Below are 23273 nucleotides of genomic sequence, written 5' to 3'. Positions count from 1 at the left end.
GCGTTGCCCGAACGCCCTGCCACCGGCCTGGGTCAAGCGCCGCGCCGCCGGCTTGCGCCACGCGCTGTCGAGGCTCGCTTCGACCGGCTCAGCGAGCGCTGAGCGCGGCGAGTTCCGTGCTGCCAGCCGGCGATGCTTACTCGAAGCCATCCTCGAACACATCGTTTCCTCCTGTCGGATTGGTCTGTTCGAGCAGGAAGCCGACTGAGCGTCGTACGCGGGTGGTGTTGCCGGCAAGATCGCCGACCGAGACTTCGATCTCGCGATTGGGGTCGCTCAGGGGCGGCGAAAGATCGATCGCACGCACGCCATGGGGCAAGGCCAGGGCCGGCCAGCTCTGCTGGCAGTTCCCGCTGTTGTCGAGCAAGCAGACCACCAGGGAGGCTGGATCGATGCCAGTACCGACATCGACCGAACCGATTCTGAGCCGTTCGAGTTGGCCGGCTTGCCGGTCAGCGAACACGGTCAGGGTCGGGCGGGTGGTGTCGCGTAGTTCCGCGTTGCCGCCCGGCGCACCGAGATCGATCCAGCGCGACAGCAGGCCCAGTTCTTCCTCGGTGATGGTGGTCGGGTGATCGAGGCCGAAGTCGATGTCGTGGTCGGCATTGCCGTCGGCGGCGCTGAAGTCGCTATCCAGCACATTGTCGGTGCGCTGATTGGCGGCCTTCCAGTAGAGCAAGCTGCCGAGGGCATTGAAGGCTCGCACGTGGCGCGACACCTGCGGACGGCGCAGGGCGGTGCTGCCGCTGCTGGTAGTGTGCCGCAGTGATTCGGGTACGCACTGCTGGGTGTAGTCACGGACCAGACACCACCAGGTCGAGGCCGGTTGGCTGCCAGGCCCCTGGGTGCCCGGACGATCCAACGCCAGCCCGGCCTGCGGGTTGGCGCCGCCATGGCAGGACACGCAGCGCGACTGGAAGATCGGCATGATGTCGCGCTGCAGGTCGATCTGCAGACCGTAGCCAGCGACTTGGCGGATCTGGGCCTGCTGCGCCGATTCTCCGACCAGCAGGGGCACCTGACCTTCGCCAAGCCGCCAGGGCTGAAAGCCGGCGGCGGCTGCGGCGGTGGCCGCAAAGTGATTGCGCGGTGCCTTCGAATGCACATGGCAGCCACCGCAGGTCTTGCTTTCGCCGGGGCGCAGCTGTTGCCAGGTCTGATCGGTATTCAAGGTGCGGCCGTGGCAGTCGATGGCCTGCATGAAGTAGGCGGTGTTGGCGGGAAAGCGCACCAGAAAACTGGTGTCGGGGTCGCCCGAGGGGTCGAGCAGCAGGTTGCCCTGAACATCGCGTTTGCGCACTGGAAACTCGCCCAGGATGCTCAGGCGCTCGCCGGCCAGATTGGCGATTTCGGTGTAGGCCTGATTGCCTCGGTTGGGCGCCGCGGCGAGGATGCGCACGCCGCACAGAGCGTCGTCGGTGTAGCGAATGGTATCGGTGCCCTGCGCGTTGAATTGGTGCTCGCCGGCAAAATGGATACCGTCGAGCGGGTGGGTTTCGCGATCGATGATTGAAGCAGCACCGAGCAGGCCAAATGGCGTGCCTTTCGGTAATGCGTCGTGGGCGCTGACGGCATGGGCGTCAGGGCGCAGCAGGGGTGCGTTGATGCCATGGATGTCGCGATACTGAACGACAGGTTTCGCCATCAACTCGTGCCACTCGCGGCGGTCGACCACCAGGCTCAGGTCGCCGGGGTGCAGGGAGGGAATGCTGTCAGCGACATAGATGCCCAGGTCGCAGCCTGGTGTGTCCATATTGAGTGAGGTGATGACATTGGCGGCGGTGCCGCCGCCGCTGCCGGAGGTCAGCGGGGGCACCGGACGGCCCAGGGCCGAGAAGATCTGCGAGCTCGATACCGTACTGCAGGCGCCCTTGCCCCAGGACAGCAGCAGGCGATCCTGCGGCAGTGCCGCGGGGTGGCCAAGCTTGCCGGCGTACGGCAGCGGATCGGCGTAGCTGGGTACATTGACCGCGGGTGCGGGCATCGGCTGGGCCATCGAGTCGGTGCTGCTGCTCCAGGCGGCCAGGCTGATGGCGTCACGTGGTGCATAGAGATCGCCGCGCAGCGGGTGTTCGTCCGGGCCAATGCCTTCCTGGCCCTCAGGCTCGGGCATCACCCCAACGATATGTCCAAGGCCGTTGTTGTTGCCGCGGTAGTAATCAGCGAACCAGACTCGGCCGTTGCCATCCTGGGTGATGAAGTGAGCGGCCTTGTGGTCATGACCCAGCGCGGTGGTGGTGGCATGGTCGCCGCTATGCTGGCCATAGAAGGCGAACGGCTCGGCGCCATCGGGGTTCTGTGTGTAGAGGTGGAACAGGTTGCCGAGGGTGGTGAAGCCGCCGATGCTGCCATTGGTATGCCGAAACGGTTGCGCCATGCCGACCTGCCAGCTCGAATACACCACTCGGCCGTCGCGAAGCACAAAGGGATGCTGTTCCTGGCCCAGGCTGTGATGGCTGACCAGGTCGACATTCCGGCCATCATCATCCATCGACCACAGCCGAACCCCGCGCTGACCATTGGTGCCGGTGCGAAACACGATGGTGCTGCGGTTGCCATCGCGGGTTGAGGTAAACAACAGGCGACCATTGGGCAGAAAGGCCGGGCCGCTATCGAACTCGCCACTGACGTAGGGCAGGGCAGTGACCTCTCCGTTACTGATGTTCACCACATGTAGTTGCGCTTCGCTGGCATTGAGAAAGCGATTGGGCAGCGGCAGGGCGGTGTAGTTGCTGTTTTCGGCGTCGGGATGAATCACCCGCGGATGAATGTTTTCATTGCGCCCGACCAGGGCACCGCGAAACACGGCAAAGGCGACCCGTTGACCATCGAACGACACGCTGGGGTCGAGTGCGGCGCAGGCGTTTTCCGCGCTCGATGTGGACGAGCAGTCATACAGCACGCGCTCGGTGCCATTGGCGGCCCGATAGATCAGGTCGCAGGGGGCATTGAACCCGCTGAGAAAGTTGCTGACATCGGGCAGCACGTCGTAGACGTCGAGACCGGTCAGGCTGCGGCTGACTTGCTGCGGCGCGCCAGCGATGGTCAGCTCGGCTGTCACCGTGGCGCTGGCCGTGGTGCGCGGGCAGCGGCTGTAGACGATCGGCAGTTCCAGGGCAGCGGCGACGCTGCAGCAGAGCAGCAACGACAGCAGTAGGATCGAGCGCATGCTGCCTCCTCGGGCAATGAAACTCGCGCCGGATCGGCTTGTTGTGTTGATCGGCGCGCCTGATGACAGGCGGCCGCAGCTTACCTGCGTCGGCCAGCGAACGCGGTATCCGCAGGGCAGTGTTCCGCCGAGCGGTTGTCTTCCGGGGGCAGACGCGAGGCGTTCAGGCCTTCCTTAGAGGTCAGCCGGCGCGCGTAGTTCGATTTGGCTGTCGGCCATGAACCAGGTCGCCAGGGCATAGGCAGCGACCTGCTGCGGCAGGGCTTGCGGCACGATCTTGTCCAGGGTGTCGTCGGCGGTATGGTGCACGTCGAAATAGTCGATGCCGTTCTGCTTCAGGGCGAACCAGGGCACGCCGTCGTCGCGCATCGGCAGAATGTCTGGGCCTGGGCCGTAACCACCTTCGGCGAACGCGATATCGAGCGGTGCCAGCGCGTCGAACAGAGGCTGTAGCGCATCCAGCGCCGTGCCGCGAGCGCTGGTCTGGATGGCGTAGATCGAGCCGGCGCCAAAATCGCTTTCCATGCCCACTACATGCCGTTCCATCAGCTGTGCATTGTCCTTGGCATAGGCCTTGGCGCCGAGCAAGCCGACTTCTTCGGCGGCGAAAGCGATCATGCGAATGCTGCGTCGCGGGCGCTGCCCGCGCTCGATCAGCTTGGCCGCGGCGGCCATGGTGATGGCGATGCCGGCGCCATCATCGACGGCGCCGGTGCCGTTGTCCCAGGAATCAAGATGTGCGCCGAGCACGACGATGCCGCTGCCCGGCACGCGGCCGCTGATTTCGCCGATCACGTTGTGGGTGGTGGTGGTGCCGTCGAAGCCGACGTCGATGTCCAGTTGCAATTGCAGGTCTGGCTTTCGTTTGAGCAAGCGATGCAGCTGTTCGGCATCGGGATTGGACAGGGCCGCCGATGGGATGACGTGCACGCCTTCCAGCCGCTTGGTATTGCCAGTGTGCGGAAAGCGATGACTGTCGGTGCCGGCCGAGCGCATGACAAAGGCAATCGCACCGCGCTTGGCTGCCTCGCTCGGGCCTTGTGAGCGAATATCGCCGGCAATTGAGTAGCCGGCACCATTGATGGCGCGAGTCATGCGGTGATTGACGAAGACAATCTTGCCGTTAAGTCGGTCGTCCTCAATCGCCTTCAGTGCAGCCAGATCCGCCAGTTCCACGACTTCGGCGGCGATTGGGCCGCCGGTGCCGATGCTGTGACCCAGGGCCGAGATATGCAGCGACTGGGCATACTCGCCCAGTACTGTGGCGCGCTCATGGCGGCGCTTCCAGTGCGGAATCTCCACCGGTTCGCGCCAGACCTTGTCGAAACCCAGCGATTTCATACGTGCTTCGGCCCAATCCTGAGCGCGGGCGTCGCCCTCGCTGCCGGCCAATCTGGGGCCGACTTCGGTGGTCAGCGACTCCACCAGCTCAAAGGCCAGGTTGCCGCTCAACGCGTGTTCGCGAATCTGCGCCAGGGTGTCAGCGTCGGGGCCGGCCACGGCGCTGTTTGCGCCGATGGCCAAGACCAAGCCTAGAAGAGCGCCGCCCAAGGGTGCGCGGCGACACGATGAAACGGAATCGAATGCGGGCATGCGTCGGTCGTGAATGGAAAAGTCGACCGGGGAGTGTGCCTGTATAGCCCCTCAAGGCCAAGTGATGGCTCGACCCACTCCTGCCCAGTCGGTGCTGATGCCCGCCCGCGGTTTCGCCTTACACTGCGCCGATGGGAGCATGGCAGCGAGCAGGCAGCGATGAATGATCGTGTGGTCGGGCGAATGCATCGATTGCCGGCAGCCGTCGCGCGGCAGGCGCGCCTATGACGCTCTTGAACCCGCGGCAGGCGTTCTACGCCCGACTGGCGCGTCTGGTATTGGCAGTGGGAGCTATCACCGGTTTTGCCGTGGCCGGTTGGCATGCCCGCACAGCTGCCCCGCATCCGCTTGATCACGTCGTTCCGCTCAGCCTGGCGCTGATTTCGTTGTTCGGTCTGATTTACTTGCATTGGCTGCCCAGGCGGGCGCGCTGGTTGATGATGTGGCTGAGTCTGGCCTTGGCCTGCGTGCTGGCAGGATCGACCCTGGTGTTCGTGGTCGACGCCTGGAACACCGGCATTCGACTGGTCGAAACTCTGCCGGCGTCTGCCGTGGCGATGCTCTGTCTGCTGATCATGCAACTGGTGTTCCTGCCGCCACGCACTGTGATCTGGCTTGGTCTGCTCACCTGGGCGCCGGTGGCCTTGCCAGTCATGGGCTACCTGCTATTGCACAGCGATGAATTGACGACGCGGCGTGGGCAGGAGCTGATGGTTCTGCTTGGGCCCGCCAGCCTGATGGCGTTTGTACTGGTGCCGTTTCGCGCTGCCACGGAGCGCCGGCTGGTCCAACTTCAGCGTAGCGAGCTGCGCTCCAGGGTGCTGGCCTCGCGTGACCCGCTGACCGATCTTTCGAACCGACGAGCGTTCGAGATGCAGCTGGCCAATGTGATCGCGCAACGAGCAGGCCCACAGCAGTTGATCCTGTTGGACGTCGATCACTTCAAATCGATCAATGACCGGTTTGGTCATCCAGCCGGCGATCAAGTGCTGGTGGAGGTGGCACGACGATGCGCCAGTCTTCTGCAGCGCGGCGAGCTGTTGGCTCGTTGGGGTGGGGAGGAGTTTGCTGCGCTTTGTCGCGAGCCGGAACACGAACCATTGGCTCTGGCCGAGGCCATGCGCGGGCGGTTGGAGGCGACGCCGATCGGTGACGTCGGTATCGTGACTGCCTCATTCGGTGTAACCCGGGTGCGTAGCGACGACGACCTGCAGTCGGCGCTGCAGCGGGCCGATCAGGCCCTGTATCGTGCCAAGCAGGGCGGTCGAAATCGCTGCGAATCCGGCTGATTGGTGAAACCACTGGTTAACGCTGGGTGGCGTGAGGCCTGGTCTGGGCTAGCAGGCTGTTGAGACTCACTTCAGCAGCCTGTTAGTGTTGGCTTGAACCGGCGGCGGCGCGTTTCAATCGGTCGTGAATCGCGCGCCAGGCGTCTTCATCCGGCGGTGATTCAACCTCGATCAGGCTGGCGCCGCTTTCGTCCAGCGTGCGCAGCGCGGCGTACAGGCCCTTGGCATAGCCAACCGGTTCATTGGGCAGGGCCAGGCCGATATGCCCCTCGGGCAAGGTGCCGAGGGCCAGCACGCAGCGATGAGCCGACGGAGCTGCCAAGGCTGCTCGGCTACTCAGACGCATGGCGGTGCGCGGTGCATAGTGCTTTTCCAGCAGCCCGGGCGCGCGGATCTGCGCATTGGCCGAACCGATTACCGGTGTGCCCAGGTCGGCCAGGGCCGCCTCGATCTGTGCCGAGCTGATCATGCCGGGGCGCAGCACGCGCGGTGTGCCGCCGCTGAGATCGACAATGGTGCTTTCGATGCCGACCTGGCAGGCGCCGCCGTCCAGCACCAGGGGTACCTGATCGCCAAACTCGCTGCGCACATGGGCGGCAGTGGTTGGGCTGATGCGGCCGAAGCGATTGGCCGAGGGCGCCGCCAGTCCGCGACCAAAGCGCTGCAGCAGAGCGCGTGCCAAGCGATGGGCCGGCACTCGAATGCCGACGGTGTCCTGGCCGCCGGTGATTTCATCGGGCACCTTGGGATGACGCTTCAGGATCAGCGTCAGTGGTCCAGGCCAGAACTTGCCAGCCAGCACCAGGGCCGCAGGCGGCACTTCGCGGGCATAGCGAGTGAGCGAGCCGGCATCGGGCAGATGGACGATGACCGGGTGGTCGGCGGGCCGGCCCTTGAGAGCAAAAATTCGCCGCACGGCATCGCGATTCAGCGCGTCGGCGGCAAGGCCATACACGGTTTCGGTAGGTAGGCCGATACATTCGCCGCGCTGCAAGGCGGCCACGGCGGCGTCCAGCTGGGCCGATTCCGCGGCCGTGAGTGCGGGGTCATCCATCTGCAAATGGTAGCGGCTTGCCGGGGGCGGATGCACTGCCCAGGTCGAATCGTGCGTAGGCGGCTGTCAGTGCGGGCCGGTGCGGGCGAGGCTATTGCTATAATGCCGCGCTTCGCGTCGGCCAGCCCTACGCGCGTCTTTCCCTCAAGTCAGGAGCATCTCGCATGGCCATCAAGGTCGCCATCAATGGTTACGGTCGCATCGGTCGCAACGTGCTGCGCGCGTTGTACGAATCGGGTCGCAACAATGAAATTCAGATCGTCGCGGTCAACGATCTGGGCGATGCCGAAACCAATGCCCACCTTACCCAGTACGACACTGCACACGGTCGTTTCCCGCACGACGTGTCAGTGGACGGCGGCGATCTGGTGGTCAAGGGCGATCGCATCAAGGTGTTTGCCGAGCGCGATCCGGCCAAGCTGCCCTGGGGCGACAACGGTGTCGACGTGGTGCTGGAATGCACCGGCCTGTTCACCTCCAAGGCCAAGGCCGGCGCCCACATCGCCGGCGGCGCGAAGAAGGTGATCATCTCGGCGCCGGGCGGCAGCGATGTCGATGGCACCTTTGTGTACGGCGTGAATCATGATCAGCTGACCGCTGAGCATGCAGTGATTTCCAACGCTTCCTGCACCACCAACTGTCTGGCCCCGCTGGCCAAGGTGTTGCACGAAAAGATCGGCATCGTGCATGGCCTGATGACCACCATCCACGCCTACACCAATGATCAGGTGCTGACCGACGTTTATCACAGCGATCTGCGGCGCGCCCGCTCGGCCACCATGAGTCAGATTCCGACCAAGACCGGCGCCGCCGCTGCGGTGGGTCTGGTGCTGCCGGAACTTAACGGCAAGCTTGACGGCTTCGCCATGCGCGTGCCGACCATCAATGTGTCGGTGGTCGACCTGTGCTTTCAGGCCGCCCGTGCGACCAGCAAGGACGAGATCGATGCCGCGGTGGCGGAAGCGGCCAATGGCGCGCTGAAGGGCATTCTCGGCATCAACACGAAGCCGCTGGTGTCCTGCGACTTCAACCACGACGCGCGCAGCTCGGTCTACGACGCCACCCTGACCAAGGTCACCGGCGGTACCTTCGTCAAGGTGCTGGCCTGGTACGACAACGAGTGGGGCTTCTCCAACCGCATGCTGGACATGACCGCGGCCTTGATGGCGGCCAAGTAAGTCTGGCACGGCGTTGCGCCTAGGCGCAGCGATGGCATTGGGTGCGCCTTGGTGCACTATGCGGGCAATGATGGTTCGGCGCCGGTGCGGCAAGCCGCACCCCATAACGCGACGGGCCTGATGTTCGGCCATGGGTGCGCTATGTTGCGCACCATGCGATATGTTAAGAGTCGGGTTGCCCCGATGTCGGTGCAGGTGCTGTCATAGGGTGCGCCTTGGCGCACCGTTCGGACAATGATCGTTCGGCGCCGGTGCGGCCAGCCGCACCGTACGCGATGTTAAGGATGGTCCATCCGCCCGCCGCCGTTCAACGCCTATTGGGCTTTCAGCAGATCGCGGATCTCGGCCAGCAGTTTTTCCTCGGCGCTGGGTTCGGGCGGCGCTTTCGGTGCCTGTTCTTCCTTCCTTTGCATCGAGTTCATTAGCTTGATGACGACGAAGATGGCCAGGGCGATGATGCCGAAGTCGACGATGGTCTGGATGAAGGCGCCATAGTCGAGGGTGACCGCGGGCGTGACCACCGCACCGTCGGTACCGGTCACCGCCTCTTTCAGGGTGATTGCCAGGTGGCTGAAGTTGACGCCGCCGATCATCAGTCCGACCAGGGGCATGACGATGCCACTGACCAGGGAGGACACGATCTTGCCGAAGGCGGCGCCAATCACCACGCCAACCGCCAGATCCACCACGTTGCCACGCATGGCGAAGGATTTGAATTCGGAGATGAAACTCATCAAGGGTCTCCTGCCTGTGAAGTAGCGCCGCGGGCCTGCGGGCGCCGAGGCAGAATAGGGCAGAGCGAGCAAATCCGCGAGGCTGAGCTCAGCGTCTTGGCAGCATCTGACCTTGCATCAGGCACTGATCGCCTAGGCCCGCTCGCCAGTGATCGCCGGGCTGCAGCGCCGAGACGCCGGCCGGTGTGCCGGTGAAGATCAGATCGCCAGGCTTCAGTGCAAACAGCCTGCTCAGTTCGGCCACGATTTCGGCCGGCGTCATCAGCATGTCGCTGAGGTCGCCTTGTTGGCGCAGGTCGCCGTTCACCTCCAGCCAAAGGGCTCCGCTGGTCGGCAGGGCGTCGCCGGGGCAGAGCGTCAGCGCGCTGATCGGTGCCGATTCATCGAAGGCCTTGGCGGTATCCCAGGGCTGCCCCTTCTGCTTCGCCCCGGCCTGCAGATCGCGGCGGGTCAGATCGAGGCCAATGGCATGGCCGATCACGGCGCTGATCGCCTCTTTCGGGCTTGAATCCAGTGGCACGGAAGCACCGATGGCCAGCACCCATTCCACTTCATGGTGCACGTCTTGGGTGGCGCTGGGGTAGTGCGGATCATGGCCGGGCAGCACCAGGGCGTCGGCCGGCTTGCAGAAGAAGATCGGACTGTTGCGCTCCACCGGCATGCCCATCTCGCGGGCGTGTTCGGCATAGTTGCGTCCGACACAAAAAACCCGGCGCACCGGAAACGACTGCTCGCTGCCCGCGATCGGCACCAGTACCGCAGGCGCTGGGGGGAACAAGGTGTTCAAGGCGGCGCCACTGGCCTCAGGTCGGCGAGGTCCACTGCGAGTTGCGGTGCTGAATGACGCGGTACTCGCCTTCAAGCACCTCAGTGCTGGCCGCGCCGCGCGGAGTTTGACGGATCGGCCGCACCGCACCGTGGGCGCCGCCCAGCGCGCGCTTGATCAGAATGACGGCAAACACCACCGCACCAATTGCCAGGGCCAGCACCGAGAACAAGCCGATCAAAACCAGGCCAAATACGGCGAGGGCGACACGTGCCAGCGGGTGGCGACGCATCAGGCAACGGAAAGCGGTCATTCGAATCAAGGGCGAATCCTCATGGCAAACTGTGCCCGCCCACAGGCAGGGCGTGCAGTATCACGACGAAGGGAGTGAAGAACAAGTGACTGAAGTCGAAGGCGCAGCGTTGGCCAAGGTTCAGGAGATTCCGGACGGTGGCGTGCTGGAGTGTCAGGCCGTGTTGGCCTCGGGGCCGGCAGAGCTACTGTTGCTGCGGGCTGGTGAGATGGTGCGTTGTTTCCACAATGTCTGTCCGCATGCCGGCCGCTCGTTGAATTGGGCGCCGGGCAAGTTCCTGATCGAGTCAGGTTTGTTGATCTGTGCTGCCCATGGCGCCAGTTTCAGTATTCCGGAAGGCCGCTGCGTGCTCGGTCCCTGTCGCGGGCAAAGCCTGAGCGAGGTGGCCATTGAGGTGCACGGGGGTGAGGTCAGGGTAGCCGCTCAGGGCATCGCATGACGCAATGTATGGCTTGCTATCGGCCTGCCTCATTGCGCCTAGGGCACACCCCATAAGGCTGCTGTTCAGTACATCAGGTTGACCACGCCGATAACCACCAGGATATACAGCAGGCTTAGCGGGGCGCCGACCCTGAACAGGTCACGGCCGCGATAATTGCCCGGCCCGCTGACCATGGCCAACACGGGATTGGACACCGAGATCAGATTGTTGGAGGCGCACAGCGCGACGATCAGGGCGTAGGGAATCGGCGCATCACCATGCGAGATGGCGAGGTTGATAGCCATCGGCACCATGATCACGGTGGCGCCGACATTGCTCACCACCAAGCCGAACAGGGTGGTCAGTATTCCGATGATCAACTGCAGCAGCCAATGTGGCAGCTGGCCGAAGCGATCGAAGATCTCGGCGGCGATAAAGGCGGCGGCGCCAGATGATTCCATCGCCCAGCCAAGCGGAATCAGACAGGCCATGACAAAGATGGTCTTCCACTGGATCGAGGCATAGGCCTCGTCCATATTGATCACCCCGGCGATCAGCATGGCGACCACGCCGGTCATCAGGGCCACCGGCACCGGGATATGGCCGCTCAATGACAGCAGAATGGCGCCGGCGAAGATCAGCAGGGCATGCGCCAACTTGTGCGGCCGCTGCTCTTCCTTGGGGTAGTCGGTGACAACAACGAAGTCGCGTCGCTCCGAGGCCAGGGTGAGATCGCGCCAGATGCTGTGGAACACCAGCAGATCGCCCGGCTTGATGGCAGCGCTGCGCACTTCATCGCGAAACACCTCTTCGCCGCGATTGATCGCCAGCAGGCTGATGCCAAAGCGTTTACGCAGCTGCAGCTCGGTGGAGGTCTTGCCGATGAGTGTGGAGTTCGGCGGCACCACGGCCTCGGAAATGCCGGCTCGGCTGGGATTGAACAGGTCGCCGAAGTTGCGCAGCCGCGAGCTCATGCGCAGCAGATTGTTCTGAGAAAAGTCAGTGACCTGCTCGCGGCGACCCATCACACCGAGCACGCTGCCGACCCAGATCATGCTGTCGCCGGGCGGCGCCAGGCGCGATTCGTTGCCGGTTTTCAGTGCCAGCAACAAGGGCGCGGACGCCTGCGCCTCAGCCTCGGCCACGGACATGCCGACCAGCGGGCTTTCCGACGTGACGGTGAGTTCAAATACATCACCTTCGATGCCATAGGTGCGGGCGAAGTAGCTCTCGGTACGGCCCGGAGCCACCGACTTGTCTTCGGCGCGGCCAAAGAAGCGCCGGCCGAGCAGGCCGAAGTAAATCAGGCCCAAGGCCAGCAGGGCAATGCCGACCGGCAGGGGGGCAAACATCGACAGCGAGTCCAGGGTGGCGACGCCGGAAGGCAGATTGCGATTGGCGGCCACCAACAGATCGTTGAGCAGAATCAGCGGAGAGTTGCCGACCATGCTGAGGCCGCCGCCCATCATCACGCAGGCGGCGATCGGAAACAGCATGCGCGCCACCGGTACACCGGTACGCGAGGACAGCCGCGAGGCGACCGGCAGGAACAGGGCGGTCACCGCCGGATTCTGCATGAAAGCGCTGAAGGCGCCGGCCACCGCCGAGGTGGTCAGAATCAGCCGACGCTCAACGCCATTGGAGACGCGAAGCAGGAATCCGGACAGGCGGTGCAGGGCGCCAGCGCGGTCCAGGCCGGCGCCCAGCACCATGGTGGCCAGCACGCTGATGACGGCGTTGCCGGCGAAACCGTCAAACAATTGGTCGCCCGGCACCAGGCCGGACAGGCCCAGGGCAACCAGAACCAGCAGGGCGGTGACATCGGGACGCAAGCGCTCCCAAGTGAACATCAGCATGGTGAAGCCGACCAGGCAGAGCACCATGATCATGTCGGTGGTGAGCGCGCTGCCCGACATCAGGGCGGCTTCGGCTGACTGGCTGGCAGAGCTGCGGCCGGTGTCTCCAATCGCCTGTACACGATGTCCCACACGCCATGACCGAGTCGCTGGCCGCGCGTTTCGAAATGCGTCTGCGGTCGACTATCGGGTCGCGGCAGTGCAGCGCGCGGCCCGGCCAGATTGGAGAATTCGGCGCTGGCGTCCATCACATCCCACATGTGCTCGGCATAGCCTTGCCAGTCGGTGGCCAGATGCAGCAGTCCACCTGGTTTCAGTCGGCTGGCCAGCAGAGCGACAAAAGCCGGCTGAATCAGACGCCGTTTGTGATGGCGCTTCTTGTGCCAGGGGTCGGGAAACCAGATGCGGATCTCGTCCAGCGATGCCGCTGGAACATCCTGTTGCAGGACCTCGACGGCATCGTGGTTGAACAGTCGGACATTGCTGACACCCGCGCTATCCAGCGCGTTGAGCAGTCGGCCAACGCCCGGCGTATGCACTTCGATACCGATGAAATCGCGTTGCGGTTCGCGCGCGGCCGCCCAGGCCAGGGCTTCGCCATTGCCAAAGCCGATCTCCAGCACGCGCGCTGCGTCGCGGCCGAACACTTCGGTCCAGTCGATGGGTTTGCCTTGCGGCTGCAATCCGAAGCGCGGCCAAAGTTCTTCCATGGCCCGCGCCTGCGCCGGGGTCAATCGACCCTGGCGCAGGACGAAGCTTCGGATCGGTCGGTGCCGGGCGGCATCGTCCGGCGGGCTGCCCGGGTTCGGGTCGTCGGCTTTCACCCGATCACTCCCTCGATCGGCGATGAGGCGCTGGCATAACGCTTGCGCGGAATGCGCCCGGCCAAGAAAGCCTCGCGCCCGGCCTCCACGGCCTTGCGCATGGCGCTGGCCATCAATACCGGATCGCGCGCGCCGGCGATGGCGGTATTCATCAACACGCCATCGCAGCCCAGCTCCATCGCAATCGAGGCGTCCGAGGCCGTGCCCACGCCAGCGTCGACGATGATCGGCACCTGTGCGTTGTCGATGATTTCCAGCAGGTTGTAGCGGTTCTGGATGCCCAGGCCCGAGCCGATCGGCGCCGCCAGCGGCATCACCGCCACGCAGCCGATCTGTTCCAGCTGCTTGGCGATGATCGGATCATCCGAGGTGTAGACCATCACCTGAAAGCCATCGGCCACTAGAGTTTCGGCCGCGCGCAGGGTTTGCACCACGTCTGGGAACAGAGTCTTTTGGTCGCCCAGAACCTCGAGTTTCACCAAGGCATGGCCGTCGAGCAGTTCGCGTGCCAGGCGGCAGGTGCGTACGGCGTCGTCGGCGTTGTAGCAGCCGGCAGTATTCGGCAGCAGGGTGTAGCGCTCCGGCGGCAGCACGTCGAGCAGATTGGGCTGGTCGGGGTCCTGGCCGATATTGCTGCGACGAATGGCGACGGTGACGATTTCAGCCGCCGCCGCCTCGGTGGCCAGCCGGGTCTGTTCGAAGTCTTTGAATTTGCCGGTGCCGGTCAGCAGGCGGGAGTGATAGGACTTGCCCGCGATGATCAGCGGGTCGCGGTTCGGGGCGTCGTGTTGGCTAGTCATGGGCCGATTATCGCCTGAGCGGCGCACTCTGGGCACCCGCCAGGATTGCCGTTGCGAGTAAGCTGATGCACTTGCGCCACTGATGATCGATTCGTGTCCTATCTCCGCTTGCTATTGCCGGGCCTCGTGCTTGCCTTGACCCTGGGGTCCGCCCACGCGCGACTTGACCCTGATGCGCAAACACAACCCGAGATTGAACAGGAGGTCGAGGGCGCGACCGGGGTGTCGGCACGGCTGCTGGATGCAAGTCGACGCGCCGAACGCGGCGACGCCGAGGGCGCGGTGGCGGTACTGCAGCAGGCCGCCATCGACTTCAGCGATCCACTCAGCCTCGATCTGATCGACCGGCGGCGAGCACAGATCGCCTTCCGCAGCGGCGACTATGCGGAGGCACGGCAACGCTATGCCCAGGTGCTGGAACGCGCCGCGAAGCGGCGTGACAGTGCGGCGCTGGCCCGGGCTGAGGCCGATATCGCCCTGCTTGATCGGCGTACCGGTGACCTCGGCGCTGCCATGGCCGGTCTGGAGCGGGCATTGGGCCTGTTCCGCCAGCTCGGTGATCGCGATGGTATGGCCTCGATGCTCACCCACTTGGCCCTGATTCGCTTGAACAAGGGAGACTACTCGGCTGCCCTGGAGGCCCTGAATGAGAGTCTGCGCTTGCAGTCCGAGGGTGCCAAGGCGGAGCTTGAGCGTACCTACCACTATCTGGGCCTGCTCTATGCCGGTCTGCGCGAATATGAAACGGCGCGTACCCATCTCGATCGCGGTCTGTCTGAAGCGCGACGGCTGGGCGACCCGAACCGCGAAGCGCCGCTACTGGGTAGCATCGCTCGGGTTGCCAATCTCAGTCGTGACTACTCGCGGGCACTGTCCTGGGCGCTCGACGCCGAACGTTTGGCCGAGCGCATGGACAGCCCGCCTGGTCGCGCCTACGCCGCGCTGGAGCGCGGCCGGGCCTTGCTCGGCATGGGGCAGGTGCAGGAAGCGCGCGACGTGCTGGAGAAGGGCGCAGCCATCGCCGAGCGAATTTCGCAATCCGGCACCCTGGCTGATTTCCGCGCCGAACTAGCGCGCATTGCTGCCCTGGAAGGACGAATCGACGATGCCATAGCGCTATGGGACACCGCGCTTGGTTACTTTCAAAGCGGCGACGATCGACCACAGCTTTACACCAGCTATCGCGAGCTGCTGCCGCTGCTTGTGCAGGCCGGCGAAAGTGCGCGCGCGCTGGCGCTGGCGCAGGAGGGCCTGCGACTGCAGGAGGAAATCAGCGGGCTCGACATGAATCGGCGGCTGGCCGTGCTGGAGTCGGAGAATCGGGCGCGTGAAGCGCAGCGTGAGATCGAGATCCTCAAGCGCGACAACGAAATCAGCAGCATGCGCCTGCGCGAAGAGCGCAATCAGCGCTGGACCGGATGGGCGATCAGTCTCAGTCTGTTGGCGGTGCTGGCGATGCTGGCCCTGCGCTACCGTGAGAGCCGTCGTTCAGCCCTGGCCCTGGGGGCTTCGAATGCCGCCCTGCAGCAAAGTCAGGCCGCCTTGCAAGCCGCCCACCACCAACTTGAGCAGAAGGCGGAACTCCTGGCTATGGCTGCCAGTACCGATCCGCTCACCGGAATTTCCAATCGGCGTGAGTTCAGTCGCCGATTCGGCGAGCACTGGCGTCAAGCCAGCGAGCAGGGGCGGGATCTGTCCCTGGTGTTGCTCGATGTCGATCATTTCAAGCAGGTGAATGACAAGTTTGGTCATGCGGCCGGTGATTCGGTGTTGACCGAGGTGGCTGAGGTGCTGCGCAATGCGCTGCGCGGCGGCACAGCGCTGGCCCGATGGGGCGGCGAGGAGTTTGCTGTGCTGTTGCCAAACGTCGACCGCGATCAGGCGGCGGCGCTGGCTGACCGGCTTCGTCAGGCGGTGGCCAGTATGCCGGTACGCGAGCTGCCCTCGATCACCATCAGTGCCGGAGTCGCCAGCCTGGAGGGGCGTCGCCTGAACCGGCCGGAGCAATTGCTGGATGAAGCCGATGCGGCGCTTTATCAGGCCAAGACCTTGGGCCGCAACCGTGTGGTGCTGGCTGGGCAGGCAACGCCTCGCTGACTGCGGCTGCGCTTCGACTTTCCCGCTTGCCTTGCTCGGCTGATCTCAGCCGCCGCCCATCGCGTGGACCAGTTCCAACTGGTCGCCATCAGCCAGTTGCTGTTCTGCATGCCGACTCTTGGGGACAATCTCTCGGTTAAGTTCGACCGCCACCCGCTTTTGCTCATGTCCGAGCTGAACCAGTAGCTCCGCCACGCTGATCGGGGTCGGCAAGCGGTGCGGCTGACCATTGACAAGGATGGTGAGTAGCGCTTGGTTCATACGCGGGGCAGCTCAGAGCGTGACAGGTTGGTCGAACCCACAGTGTAGCTTGCCGGCGGCCGATTGCGAGCTTGCAGGCCTGTCGCTATGATCGCGGCCAACGTGCGGGTGTAGCTCAATGGTAGAGCAGTGGCTTCCCAAGCCTCCGACGTGGGTTCGATTCCCATCACCCGCTCCATCGTCTCTCCGCCCACGGCTGCGCCCACGAATGACCCCAGTTCCGGCGCCGGTGCGCCCGTCATGAAACGTAAGCTTCGCCGGCTGGGCTGGCGAGAGCTTGTCGACCTGCCCGACCTGGGCATCACGGGAATTCGGGTCAAGGTCGATACCGGTGCGCGCAGTTCCTCGCTGCATGTCGACAGCATGGAGACCTATCATCAGGACGGCATCGAACGTGTGCGTTTCGTGGTCAGACTGGCTGAGGACGGCGAGTCGGTGGCGGCCGACGCCGAGGTGCTTGACCGCCGTGAAGTGACCGACTCGGGCGGTCACACTACGGTGCGGATCTTCGTGCGCACCGAGCTTCAGATCGGTGGCGAGCGATACCCGATCGAGGTCAATCTCGCCAGTCGGCAGCGCATGCTTTTCCCGATGCTGCTCGGCCGCACCGCCCTGGCCGGTCGATGGCAGGTCGACCCGTCTCGCTCCTTCGTCCTGCAGGTGAAAAAGCATCGCCGGTAGGGTTTGTCGCGATTGCTGAGTTGGGCTCCGAGTCCTTAGAATTTCCTTGGGTTCCAGCGACCGTCTGTGGCAGACGGAGCGGCACCGATCCCCCCCCTCCCTTGACTCGAGTGCCGATCCATGAAGTTGGCGATTCTTTCGCGCAACGCCCAGCTCTACTCAACACAACGATTGGTTGAAGCGGCGCGATTGCGCGGGCACACCGTGCGCGTACTCGACCCGTTGCGCTGTTACATGCGGATCGAGCCCGGGCAGTTCGAGATGCATTACAAGGGCAAGGCCCTGGCCGACTACGATGCGGTGATTCCGCGGATAGGTGCGTCGGTGACGTTCTATGGAACCGCTGTCCTGCGGCAGTTGGAGATGATGGGCCTGTACACGCCCAACCCTTCCGATGCCGTGCTGCGCGCTCGCGACAAGCTGCGTTGTCATCAGATCCTGGCTCGCGAGGGGATCGGTCTGCCGCGCACCGTGTTTGGAGACAATCCGGACGACACCAACGACTTGTTGCAGATGCTCGGTGAGCCGCCGCACGTGATCAAGCTCAATGAGGGAACCCAGGGAACGGGCGTGATCTTGGCCGAGCGCGCCAGTTCTTCGCGCAGTGTGATTGAGGCGTTTCGTGGCCTGTACGCCAACTTTCTGGTGCAAGAGTTCATCGCCGAGGCCAACGGTGCTGATGTGCGCTGCTTTGTGGTCGGTGGCAAGGTGGTGGCAGGGATGCGGCGCCAGGCCAAGAAGGGCGAGTTTCGCTCCAACCTGCACCGTGGCGGCAGTGCCAAGAAAGTGCCGCTCAGCGAGCAGGAGATCGATACTGCCGTGCGCGCCGCACGTGTGCTCGGGTTGAATGTGGCGGGCGTTGATCTGTTGCGCTCGCGCCGCGGTCCACTGGTGCTGGAGGTCAACTCATCGCCCGGACTGGAAGGTATCGAGGGGGCTACGGGTGAGGACGTGGCCGGGTCGATCATCGACTACGTTGACCACTCCGTAAAGCGCCGTCGTCGTCGTCCTGGGGCGAAGGGAAAGTAACAAAAACAAGTACATATGGCCCTTTGCCTGCCGTGCTCTGAACACCGGTTCGGGTTCACTTCTGCTTAACACACTGGCGGCGCGCGTTTAACGGGACTTTAATCAGGTTCCAAGTACATTGGCCCTTACCGCAATCCATTGCTCGACACTCCAAAGTCGGTCGTGACTTGCAGATTACGGTAATCGGGGCAGTAGCTTTAGGCCCGCGAGAGGCGCGTTCCCCCTTGCCCTCGCGGGCCTTTTTATTGCCCGTGAGCCTCAGCAGCTTGCTAGGGGGTGTTTTCGTACGAACTTTGTCGTAGTATCGAGGCCCCTACTCTGAGGCCCCGAACATGACTGTCGTGCGCGTTTTGCTCTCTGCTTCCCTGATGGCCCTTTCTCTCTCAGCGTTCGCCGCGAAGGAGCAGGCGGTGGTGGTGGAGCCGGCCAAGTTTGCCAAACAGCGGCAGTCGATCGAGGCCGAAATCGCCAACGGCACCCGTTACCGCGAAATCGATGGCGAGGAGCGTAAGGCGGTGCTATCGGCCCTTGAGCGCCTCGGCGAACAGCTGTCCAAGGTCAGCGCCGTGACTGAATTGCACGAGAGCGACAAGGTGGCCGTGTTCAACGATCAAGAGCTGGTCAACTCGATTCTCAGCCGGGCAGCTGCCGACAGTCGGATGGTGTGTCGGCGCGAAACCCAGACCGGCAGCCGCATTCCGACCAATGTCTGCAAGACCGTCGGCCAGCGGCGCCGCGAGCAGGATGCCGCCCGGCAGATCATGATCCAGAATCAGGGCAATGACGTAAAAGCGCCGCTTGACTGAGGCTTCCAAGCGGGGCTGGTAATGCTACGCTCGCGGCACGCCAGCCCCACCGGGCTGGCGCTGTGTTTACTGACTGATTCGAGGTCGTCCCATGAGTCCGCGTCCGCCCAGCGCCAAACCCACCGAAGCCGAGTTGGCAATTCTGAAGGTCCTCTGGGAACTCGGTGAGGCGACGGTACGAGAAGTGCACCAGGCCCTGTACGGTGACGACTCCGGATACACCACCGCACTGAAGATGCTGCAGGTCATGCACGGCAAGGGCCTGGTTCGGCGCGATGAGAACCAGCGTGCCCATGTGTATAGCGCGTCGGTCAGCAAGTCGGCGACCCAGAAGCGGGTGATGACCGATCTGGTGCAGCGCCTGTTCGACGGCAGCAACGCGCAATTGGTGATGCGTGCATTGGGCGGCGAACAGCCGCCCTCCAGTGAGGAGCTAGCGCAGATTCGCCAGTTGCTGGATCGACTGGAGGGTTCTGATCATGCTTGAACTCGCTCTCGAACGTTGGCCCTGGGTGGAACACGTTGGCTGGGCCCTGCTGCACTCGGTGTGGCAGATTTGTCTGATCGGGTTGCTGTATGCCGTGGGACATTGGGCACTGAGCCGGGCCAAGCCGGTGTTCCGCATCTGGCTTGGAGAAAGCGCCCTGCTCGCCTGCTTGCTGTTGCCCATCCTAACCGTCTTGGCCAGTGAATCTCCGGCTCAGGCGGTGGTCGGGTTGGCCGGCGAGGGGACCCAGCAGGTCATGCGCGTTTTCCAGGTCAGTGCTGAGCTGGATTGGCTGACCCAAGGGCTGGCTGCGATCGCCCTGGTATGGATGATTGCAGTCGTCGTGCTCGGAGCGCGGGCGGCTTGGAAGTGGCGCTATCTGCAACAGGTGGTTTCACGGGCGGGCGCCGTTCCGTCGGCCTGGCAGCGGCGCTGGGCCGATATTCTTGAACAGGCCGGTATCGGTCGGCCGGTGCGTTGGCTGGAATCCGCCGAAGTAGCAGGTCCGTTGCTGATCGGTTGGTTGAAGCCGGTCATTCTGTTCCCGGTTGGCATGGCCGCACGATTGCCGGCCGCCCAGGTTGAGCTTCTGTTGGAGCACGAACTCGCCCATATCCGGCGTGCCGATTTCCTCTTCAATGCGCTGCAACTGGTGGTGGAGACCTTGCTGTTCTTTCACCCGGTGGTGCACTGGATGGCGCGTTCGATCCGCCATGACCGTGAATTGGCCTGCGATGAGCGCGTTGCTTGCCGTCATACCGATCGACTGACTTACGCGCGGGCCTTGCTGTCCGCCGCCGAGTTGCACCGAGAGCACAGTCTGGGCTTGGCCGCATCGGGCGGGCATTTGCTCGATCGAATCCGCCGCCTGGTGGGTGAACCGGGTATACAGGACCCGCGAGATAGCCTGCTGCGCGCATTGCCAATGACCCTGGCCCTGCTCGCGGTGCTGGCGGCCCTGCGTATGGCCCCGATCGCCCCGCTGTGGGAGAAATTGCCGGTTGCCGATCTGGTTGTCGAGGCGTTTCGACCGGCGGAAGTGGCGCCCATCGATCTGTCGGTCCGCGATCTGGCCGGGGTCGAGGCGCCAGGCCTGGCGATGATCGCAAACCCGGTAAGTGCGCCGGTGTTGCCCGCCCAAATGCCGATTGCAAACCTCCCCTTGACGTCAGCGCCCATCGAAGTGGCGCCCGCGAGTGAAAGCACTGCGGTGGCCGAGCCCATTGAAGCGCTGGAATTGCGGCCGCTGATGCGCAGCAAGGTGATAGCGGCGTTGCCCGAGTCGCCGGTGGATTGGCTGAGGCCGCTGAACGCACCGCCGCCGACCTATCCGATCGCTGCGCGACGCAGCGGAACCGAAGGCTTTGCCGAGTTGAGCTTCAGCGTGGATTCGGCCGGCCGCGTGCAGGACATACGGGTTGAATCGAGCTCTCCGAACGACAGTTTCGTGCGCGCAGCTGAACGGGCACTCACGCAATGGCGCTTCCAGCCCGGCAACCCTTCATCGGAACGACGCGTTCAGCGGTTTGACTTCACCTTGACGGCCGGTAACTCGGTTGCCGACAGCCACCGACAGTGCGACATTTCCACCGGCACGCGGTTGTGCCGTCGATGACCATTGCTCCGGCGAGGTAGTGTTTGACTCGCCGGATCAATGACTCAGCCGAATGGCAGCCGCAGCCAGGGAATCTCGGAATACGTTCAGCAATTCCCGCGGTGCACGCATGCACCGCCGCAATCAACAACGTAAGTTGTTGATCAGCGTAAGACGAGTTCGGACCTGAGCCGAACTCGGCGCGGCTGAAGACTCCAGGATGGACTTGTTCAGACCTTCCTTGGGGCGCCAGACCCACACGCGGAGATGGCGCGCTTGCGCGGCGCAGGGTAGGCTTGGCCGATGCGAATTCTAGTGATCGAAGATAACCAGGACATCGCCGCCAACCTCGGCGACTTTCTCGAAGACTGTGGCTACACCGTCGACTTCGCCGCCGATGGCGTGACAGGTCTGCACCTTGCGGTGGTGAACGAGTTCGATGCCATTGTGCTCGACCTTAACTTGCCCGGCATGGACGGGCTCGAAGTGTGTCGCAAGCTGCGTCAGGAGGCGCGCAAGAACACACCGATCCTGATGCTCACCGCGCGCGATGCGCTGGAACAGAAGCTGGCCGGCTTCGAGTCAGGCGCCGATGACTATCTGGTCAAGCCGTTTGCCTTGCAGGAGGTGAAGGCCAGGCTGCAGGTAATTGCGCGACGAGGAAAGGGTGTTGGCCCCCGAGTGCTGCAGGTCGATGATCTGGAGTTCAACCTCGACACCCTCGAGGTGGTGCGCGAGGGCAAGTCGATCACGCTCAATCCGACCGCGCTGAAGATCCTGCAGGCGTTGATGGAAGCCTCGCCCTCCGTGGTGACGCGACAGGACCTGGAAACCCGCGTCTGGGGTGAGGAACTGCCCGATTCGGACAGCTTGCGCGTACATATTCACGGATTGCGAGCTGCGATTGACAAGCCGTTTGGCCGGCCCTTGATCCACACTCGGCACGGCATCGGTTACCGCATTGCCCCCGAAACAGCAGGTTAAACCGGCTTGGCTGCGGAGGCTAAGACTCGGCTTTTTCGCCGTCGGCTGCGTAGCCGTATCATCGCCTCGCTGGCAGCGTTTGGCGTTGGGCTTACCTCGCTGTTTGCGATCGCGACCTTCTTTCTGCGCGGTAACATCGAAAACCAGCTGGTGGATTCCTGGCTGGCCAATGAAGCGGCCAACTTCGTCGAATTCAAGCGCGAAAACCCCTCTCCCGAGGCGCAGTATCAGTTCTCACGGCAGATTCTGATCTGGGTGCGCTCCCCGCGCACGATTGCCAACATGCCCTATGAGTGGCAGAAGCTGGAGACCGGAGTCTACGATTTCAGCGAAGAGAACGAAGGCGAACGCCTTAACTATAAGCTTGCTGTGCATCGTGCTAACGATATCATCAGCTTTCTGCGCTATGACTACACCCAGGAGACGCTGTCAGAGCGAAACCTTCTGCTTTCACTGCTGGGCGCCATTCTGGTGTTTTCGGTATTGGCGGTGCTGCTGGGTATCTGGTCGTCGAGTCGTGTCATGCAGCCGGTGGCCGACTTGGTAACGCGCTTGAAGAGTTTTGCCGGCGGCGGTCAGCCCGAAGCTTTGGCGCCTTATTTCGCCGACGACGAGGTCGGTCAGCTGGCCGCAGCGTTTGACGACTATTCGGCCAAACTCACCGAACTGGTCAAGCGCGATCGCGAGTTCAACGCCGACGTCAGCCACGAGCTGCGCACGCCGCTGGCAGTGATTCGCGGCGCCACCGAGCTGATGCAGGCGCAGCCGGATCTCAATGACAAGTCCGCCCTGCGACTGGCCCGGATCGAACGCGCCGTCGCGCAATGCAGCGATCTGATCGACGCCCTGCTTACCCTGTCGCGCAGCGAGCGTGGTCACGGGGCAGCGGATCTGCGCAAGATCGTCGAGCAATTGATTGATACCCATCGACTGGCCCTGCGCAACAAGCCGGTGACGCTGCAGCTGGAAGACGGACCGCATGTAGTGATCGATGCGCCGGAGTCGGTGGTGTCGGTGGCCCTTAACAACCTGGTGGGCAATGCGGTCAAGTACACCAGTGAGGGGGCGGTTCGGGTGCGGGTGCTGCGAGATCGGGTGGAGATCATCGACAACGGGCCGGGCATCGATCCAGAGGACGCGCGTCAGCTCTTCGAGCGTGGCTTCCGTGGTAAGTCCAGCCTGGGCAGCAAGGGCGCCGGCATTGGTCTGGCGATTGTCACCCGGCTCTGCGATCTGTACGGCTGGGAAGTGAGCCTGGCGCCGAACCCCGAGGGCGGTGCGATCGCGACCTTGCGTTTGCTGCGCTGATAGCTGGCAGAAAGCGGCGGCCTGCCGTG

At 63.7% G+C, this 23273-nt stretch carries 21 protein-coding genes and 1 tRNA gene; 12 read left to right on the top strand and 10 right to left on the bottom strand.

The window, feature by feature from the left end; genetic code table 11:
• Positions 1 to 136: 136 nt before the first annotated feature.
• Positions 137 to 3169 carry an HzsA-related protein gene (locus tag IFO71_RS00655; protein ID WP_192027585.1) on the bottom strand — a complete coding sequence of 1011 codons (3033 nt, stop codon included), beginning with the start codon at positions 3167 to 3169 and terminating at the stop codon, positions 137 to 139.
• Positions 3170 to 3343: 174 nt separating this feature from the next.
• On the bottom strand, positions 3344 to 4762 hold the full coding sequence (locus IFO71_RS00650; protein ID WP_425502854.1) for a M20/M25/M40 family metallo-hydrolase: 1419 nt from the start codon (positions 4760 to 4762) through the stop codon (positions 3344 to 3346).
• A gap of 224 nt (positions 4763 to 4986) precedes the next feature.
• On the opposite strand from IFO71_RS00650, the gene IFO71_RS00645 reads away from it, so the two are divergent.
• A complete protein-coding gene (locus tag IFO71_RS00645) occupies positions 4987 to 6051 on the top strand; it encodes a GGDEF domain-containing protein (protein WP_192027583.1) in 1065 nt (354 codons plus the stop codon).
• A gap of 82 nt (positions 6052 to 6133) precedes the next feature.
• Here IFO71_RS00645 and IFO71_RS00640 read toward each other — a convergent pair whose 3' ends face one another.
• Complete coding sequence (locus tag IFO71_RS00640) at positions 6134 to 7105, bottom strand: L-threonylcarbamoyladenylate synthase (protein ID WP_192027582.1); 972 nt, start codon at positions 7103 to 7105, stop codon at positions 6134 to 6136.
• Positions 7106 to 7269: 164 nt separating this feature from the next.
• Between IFO71_RS00640 and gap the strand changes: the two genes are divergently transcribed.
• Positions 7270 to 8283: a type I glyceraldehyde-3-phosphate dehydrogenase gene (gap, locus tag IFO71_RS00635; protein WP_192027581.1), complete on the top strand. Its 1014-nt coding sequence runs from the start codon at positions 7270 to 7272 to the stop codon at positions 8281 to 8283.
• 314 nt (positions 8284 to 8597) lie between these two features.
• Here the strand turns inward: gap and mscL are convergent, their stop codons facing one another.
• From mscL to IFO71_RS21630, 3 genes are all read right to left on the bottom strand, one after another.
• Positions 8598 to 9017: a large-conductance mechanosensitive channel protein MscL gene (gene mscL / locus IFO71_RS00630; protein ID WP_192027580.1), complete on the bottom strand. Its 420-nt coding sequence runs from the start codon at positions 9015 to 9017 to the stop codon at positions 8598 to 8600.
• Between the two features lie 88 nt (positions 9018 to 9105).
• Positions 9106 to 9804: a fumarylacetoacetate hydrolase family protein gene (locus IFO71_RS00625; protein ID WP_192027579.1), complete on the bottom strand. Its 699-nt coding sequence runs from the start codon at positions 9802 to 9804 to the stop codon at positions 9106 to 9108.
• 16 nt (positions 9805 to 9820) lie between these two features.
• On the bottom strand, positions 9821 to 10105 hold the full coding sequence (locus IFO71_RS21630; protein WP_225444261.1) for a hypothetical protein: 285 nt from the start codon (positions 10103 to 10105) through the stop codon (positions 9821 to 9823).
• Between the two features lie 76 nt (positions 10106 to 10181).
• Between IFO71_RS21630 and IFO71_RS21625 the strand changes: the two genes are divergently transcribed.
• Positions 10182 to 10535 carry a Rieske (2Fe-2S) protein gene (locus IFO71_RS21625; protein WP_332309279.1) on the top strand — a complete coding sequence of 118 codons (354 nt, stop codon included), beginning with the start codon at positions 10182 to 10184 and terminating at the stop codon, positions 10533 to 10535.
• Positions 10536 to 10600: 65 nt separating this feature from the next.
• On the opposite strand, the gene IFO71_RS00610 is transcribed toward IFO71_RS21625, so the two are convergent.
• From IFO71_RS00610 to IFO71_RS00600, 3 genes are read right to left on the bottom strand one after another with little or no spacing between them, the layout of a single operon-like run.
• Positions 10601 to 12433, bottom strand: coding sequence for an SLC13 family permease (locus IFO71_RS00610; protein ID WP_192027671.1), 1833 nt, complete (start codon positions 12431 to 12433; stop codon positions 10601 to 10603).
• Positions 12433 to 13197, bottom strand: a complete 765-nt coding sequence (trmB, locus tag IFO71_RS00605; protein ID WP_192027576.1) for a tRNA (guanosine(46)-N7)-methyltransferase TrmB — start codon at positions 13195 to 13197, stop codon at positions 12433 to 12435. Before trmB ends, IFO71_RS00610 begins: the two co-directional genes overlap by 1 nt.
• Positions 13194 to 13997: a thiazole synthase gene (locus IFO71_RS00600; protein ID WP_192027575.1), complete on the bottom strand. Its 804-nt coding sequence runs from the start codon at positions 13995 to 13997 to the stop codon at positions 13194 to 13196. Before IFO71_RS00600 ends, trmB begins: the two co-directional genes overlap by 4 nt.
• Positions 13998 to 14090: 93 nt before the next feature.
• Here IFO71_RS00600 and IFO71_RS22415 point away from each other — a divergent pair, with 93 nt between their 5' ends.
• On the top strand, positions 14091 to 16094 hold the full coding sequence (locus IFO71_RS22415) for a diguanylate cyclase (RefSeq protein ID WP_192027574.1): 2004 nt from the start codon (positions 14091 to 14093) through the stop codon (positions 16092 to 16094).
• 45 nt (positions 16095 to 16139) lie between these two features.
• Here IFO71_RS22415 and thiS read toward each other — a convergent pair whose 3' ends face one another.
• Positions 16140 to 16355, bottom strand: coding sequence for a sulfur carrier protein ThiS (gene thiS, locus IFO71_RS00590; RefSeq protein ID WP_192027573.1), 216 nt, complete (start codon positions 16353 to 16355; stop codon positions 16140 to 16142).
• A gap of 104 nt (positions 16356 to 16459) precedes the next feature.
• On the opposite strand from thiS, the gene IFO71_RS00585 reads away from it, so the two are divergent.
• The 8 genes from IFO71_RS00585 (at position 16460) to IFO71_RS00550 (ending at position 23244) form a co-directional block, all read left to right on the top strand.
• Positions 16460 to 16533 (top strand) — tRNA-Gly (locus IFO71_RS00585).
• Positions 16534 to 16595: 62 nt separating this feature from the next.
• Positions 16596 to 17036: an ATP-dependent zinc protease family protein gene (locus IFO71_RS00580; protein WP_192027572.1), complete on the top strand. Its 441-nt coding sequence runs from the start codon at positions 16596 to 16598 to the stop codon at positions 17034 to 17036.
• Between the two features lie 120 nt (positions 17037 to 17156).
• Positions 17157 to 18065, top strand: a complete 909-nt coding sequence (gene rimK / locus IFO71_RS00575; RefSeq protein WP_192027571.1) for a 30S ribosomal protein S6--L-glutamate ligase — start codon at positions 17157 to 17159, stop codon at positions 18063 to 18065.
• Positions 18066 to 18397: 332 nt separating this feature from the next.
• Complete coding sequence (locus tag IFO71_RS00570; protein WP_192027570.1) at positions 18398 to 18871, top strand: hypothetical protein; 474 nt, start codon at positions 18398 to 18400, stop codon at positions 18869 to 18871.
• Between the two features lie 91 nt (positions 18872 to 18962).
• Positions 18963 to 19358 (top strand): BlaI/MecI/CopY family transcriptional regulator, encoded by a 396-nt coding sequence (locus IFO71_RS00565; RefSeq protein WP_192027569.1) that lies wholly within the window; start codon positions 18963 to 18965, stop codon positions 19356 to 19358.
• A complete protein-coding gene (locus IFO71_RS00560; RefSeq protein WP_192027568.1) occupies positions 19351 to 20973 on the top strand; it encodes a M56 family metallopeptidase in 1623 nt (540 codons plus the stop codon). Before IFO71_RS00565 ends, IFO71_RS00560 begins: the two co-directional genes overlap by 8 nt.
• Positions 20974 to 21255: 282 nt before the next feature.
• On the top strand, positions 21256 to 21936 hold the full coding sequence (locus IFO71_RS00555) for a response regulator transcription factor (RefSeq protein WP_192027567.1): 681 nt from the start codon (positions 21256 to 21258) through the stop codon (positions 21934 to 21936).
• Between the two features lie 6 nt (positions 21937 to 21942).
• Positions 21943 to 23244: a sensor histidine kinase gene (locus IFO71_RS00550; protein ID WP_192027566.1), complete on the top strand. Its 1302-nt coding sequence runs from the start codon at positions 21943 to 21945 to the stop codon at positions 23242 to 23244.
• The last annotated feature ends 29 nt before the right edge of the window (positions 23245 to 23273 follow it).

The sequence above is a fragment of the Pseudomarimonas arenosa genome (assembly GCF_014841215.1).
GTDB classification, from domain to species: domain Bacteria; phylum Pseudomonadota; class Gammaproteobacteria; order Xanthomonadales; family Xanthomonadaceae; genus Pseudomarimonas; species Pseudomarimonas arenosa.
The sequence above is the reverse complement of the archived record's forward strand: the minus strand, read 5'-3'. Positions and strand labels throughout refer to the sequence as shown.

Excerpts from the sequence above, each read along its gene's own strand:
- IFO71_RS00655 (WP_192027585.1), bottom strand. The coding sequence starts at position 3,169 with ATGCGCTCGATCCTACTGCTGTCGTTGCTGCTCTGCTGCAGCGTCGCC.
- IFO71_RS00650 (WP_425502854.1), bottom strand. The coding sequence starts at position 4,762 with ATGCCCGCATTCGATTCCGTTTCATCGTGTCGCCGCGCACCCTTGGGC.
- IFO71_RS00645 (WP_192027583.1), top strand. The coding sequence starts at position 4,987 with ATGACGCTCTTGAACCCGCGGCAGGCGTTCTACGCCCGACTGGCGCGT.
- IFO71_RS00640 (WP_192027582.1), bottom strand. The coding sequence starts at position 7,105 with ATGGATGACCCCGCACTCACGGCCGCGGAATCGGCCCAGCTGGACGCC.
- gap (WP_192027581.1), top strand. The coding sequence starts at position 7,270 with ATGGCCATCAAGGTCGCCATCAATGGTTACGGTCGCATCGGTCGCAAC.
- mscL (WP_192027580.1), bottom strand. The coding sequence starts at position 9,017 with ATGAGTTTCATCTCCGAATTCAAATCCTTCGCCATGCGTGGCAACGTG.
- IFO71_RS00610 (WP_192027671.1), bottom strand. The coding sequence starts at position 12,433 with ATGTCGGGCAGCGCGCTCACCACCGACATGATCATGGTGCTCTGCCTG.
- IFO71_RS00600 (WP_192027575.1), bottom strand. The coding sequence starts at position 13,997 with ATGACTAGCCAACACGACGCCCCGAACCGCGACCCGCTGATCATCGCG.
- thiS (WP_192027573.1), bottom strand. The coding sequence starts at position 16,355 with ATGAACCAAGCGCTACTCACCATCCTTGTCAATGGTCAGCCGCACCGC.
- IFO71_RS00580 (WP_192027572.1), top strand. The coding sequence starts at position 16,596 with ATGAAACGTAAGCTTCGCCGGCTGGGCTGGCGAGAGCTTGTCGACCTG.
- rimK (WP_192027571.1), top strand. The coding sequence starts at position 17,157 with ATGAAGTTGGCGATTCTTTCGCGCAACGCCCAGCTCTACTCAACACAA.
- IFO71_RS00570 (WP_192027570.1), top strand. The coding sequence starts at position 18,398 with ATGACTGTCGTGCGCGTTTTGCTCTCTGCTTCCCTGATGGCCCTTTCT.
- IFO71_RS00565 (WP_192027569.1), top strand. The coding sequence starts at position 18,963 with ATGAGTCCGCGTCCGCCCAGCGCCAAACCCACCGAAGCCGAGTTGGCA.
- IFO71_RS00560 (WP_192027568.1), top strand. The coding sequence starts at position 19,351 with ATGCTTGAACTCGCTCTCGAACGTTGGCCCTGGGTGGAACACGTTGGC.
- IFO71_RS00555 (WP_192027567.1), top strand. The coding sequence starts at position 21,256 with ATGCGAATTCTAGTGATCGAAGATAACCAGGACATCGCCGCCAACCTC.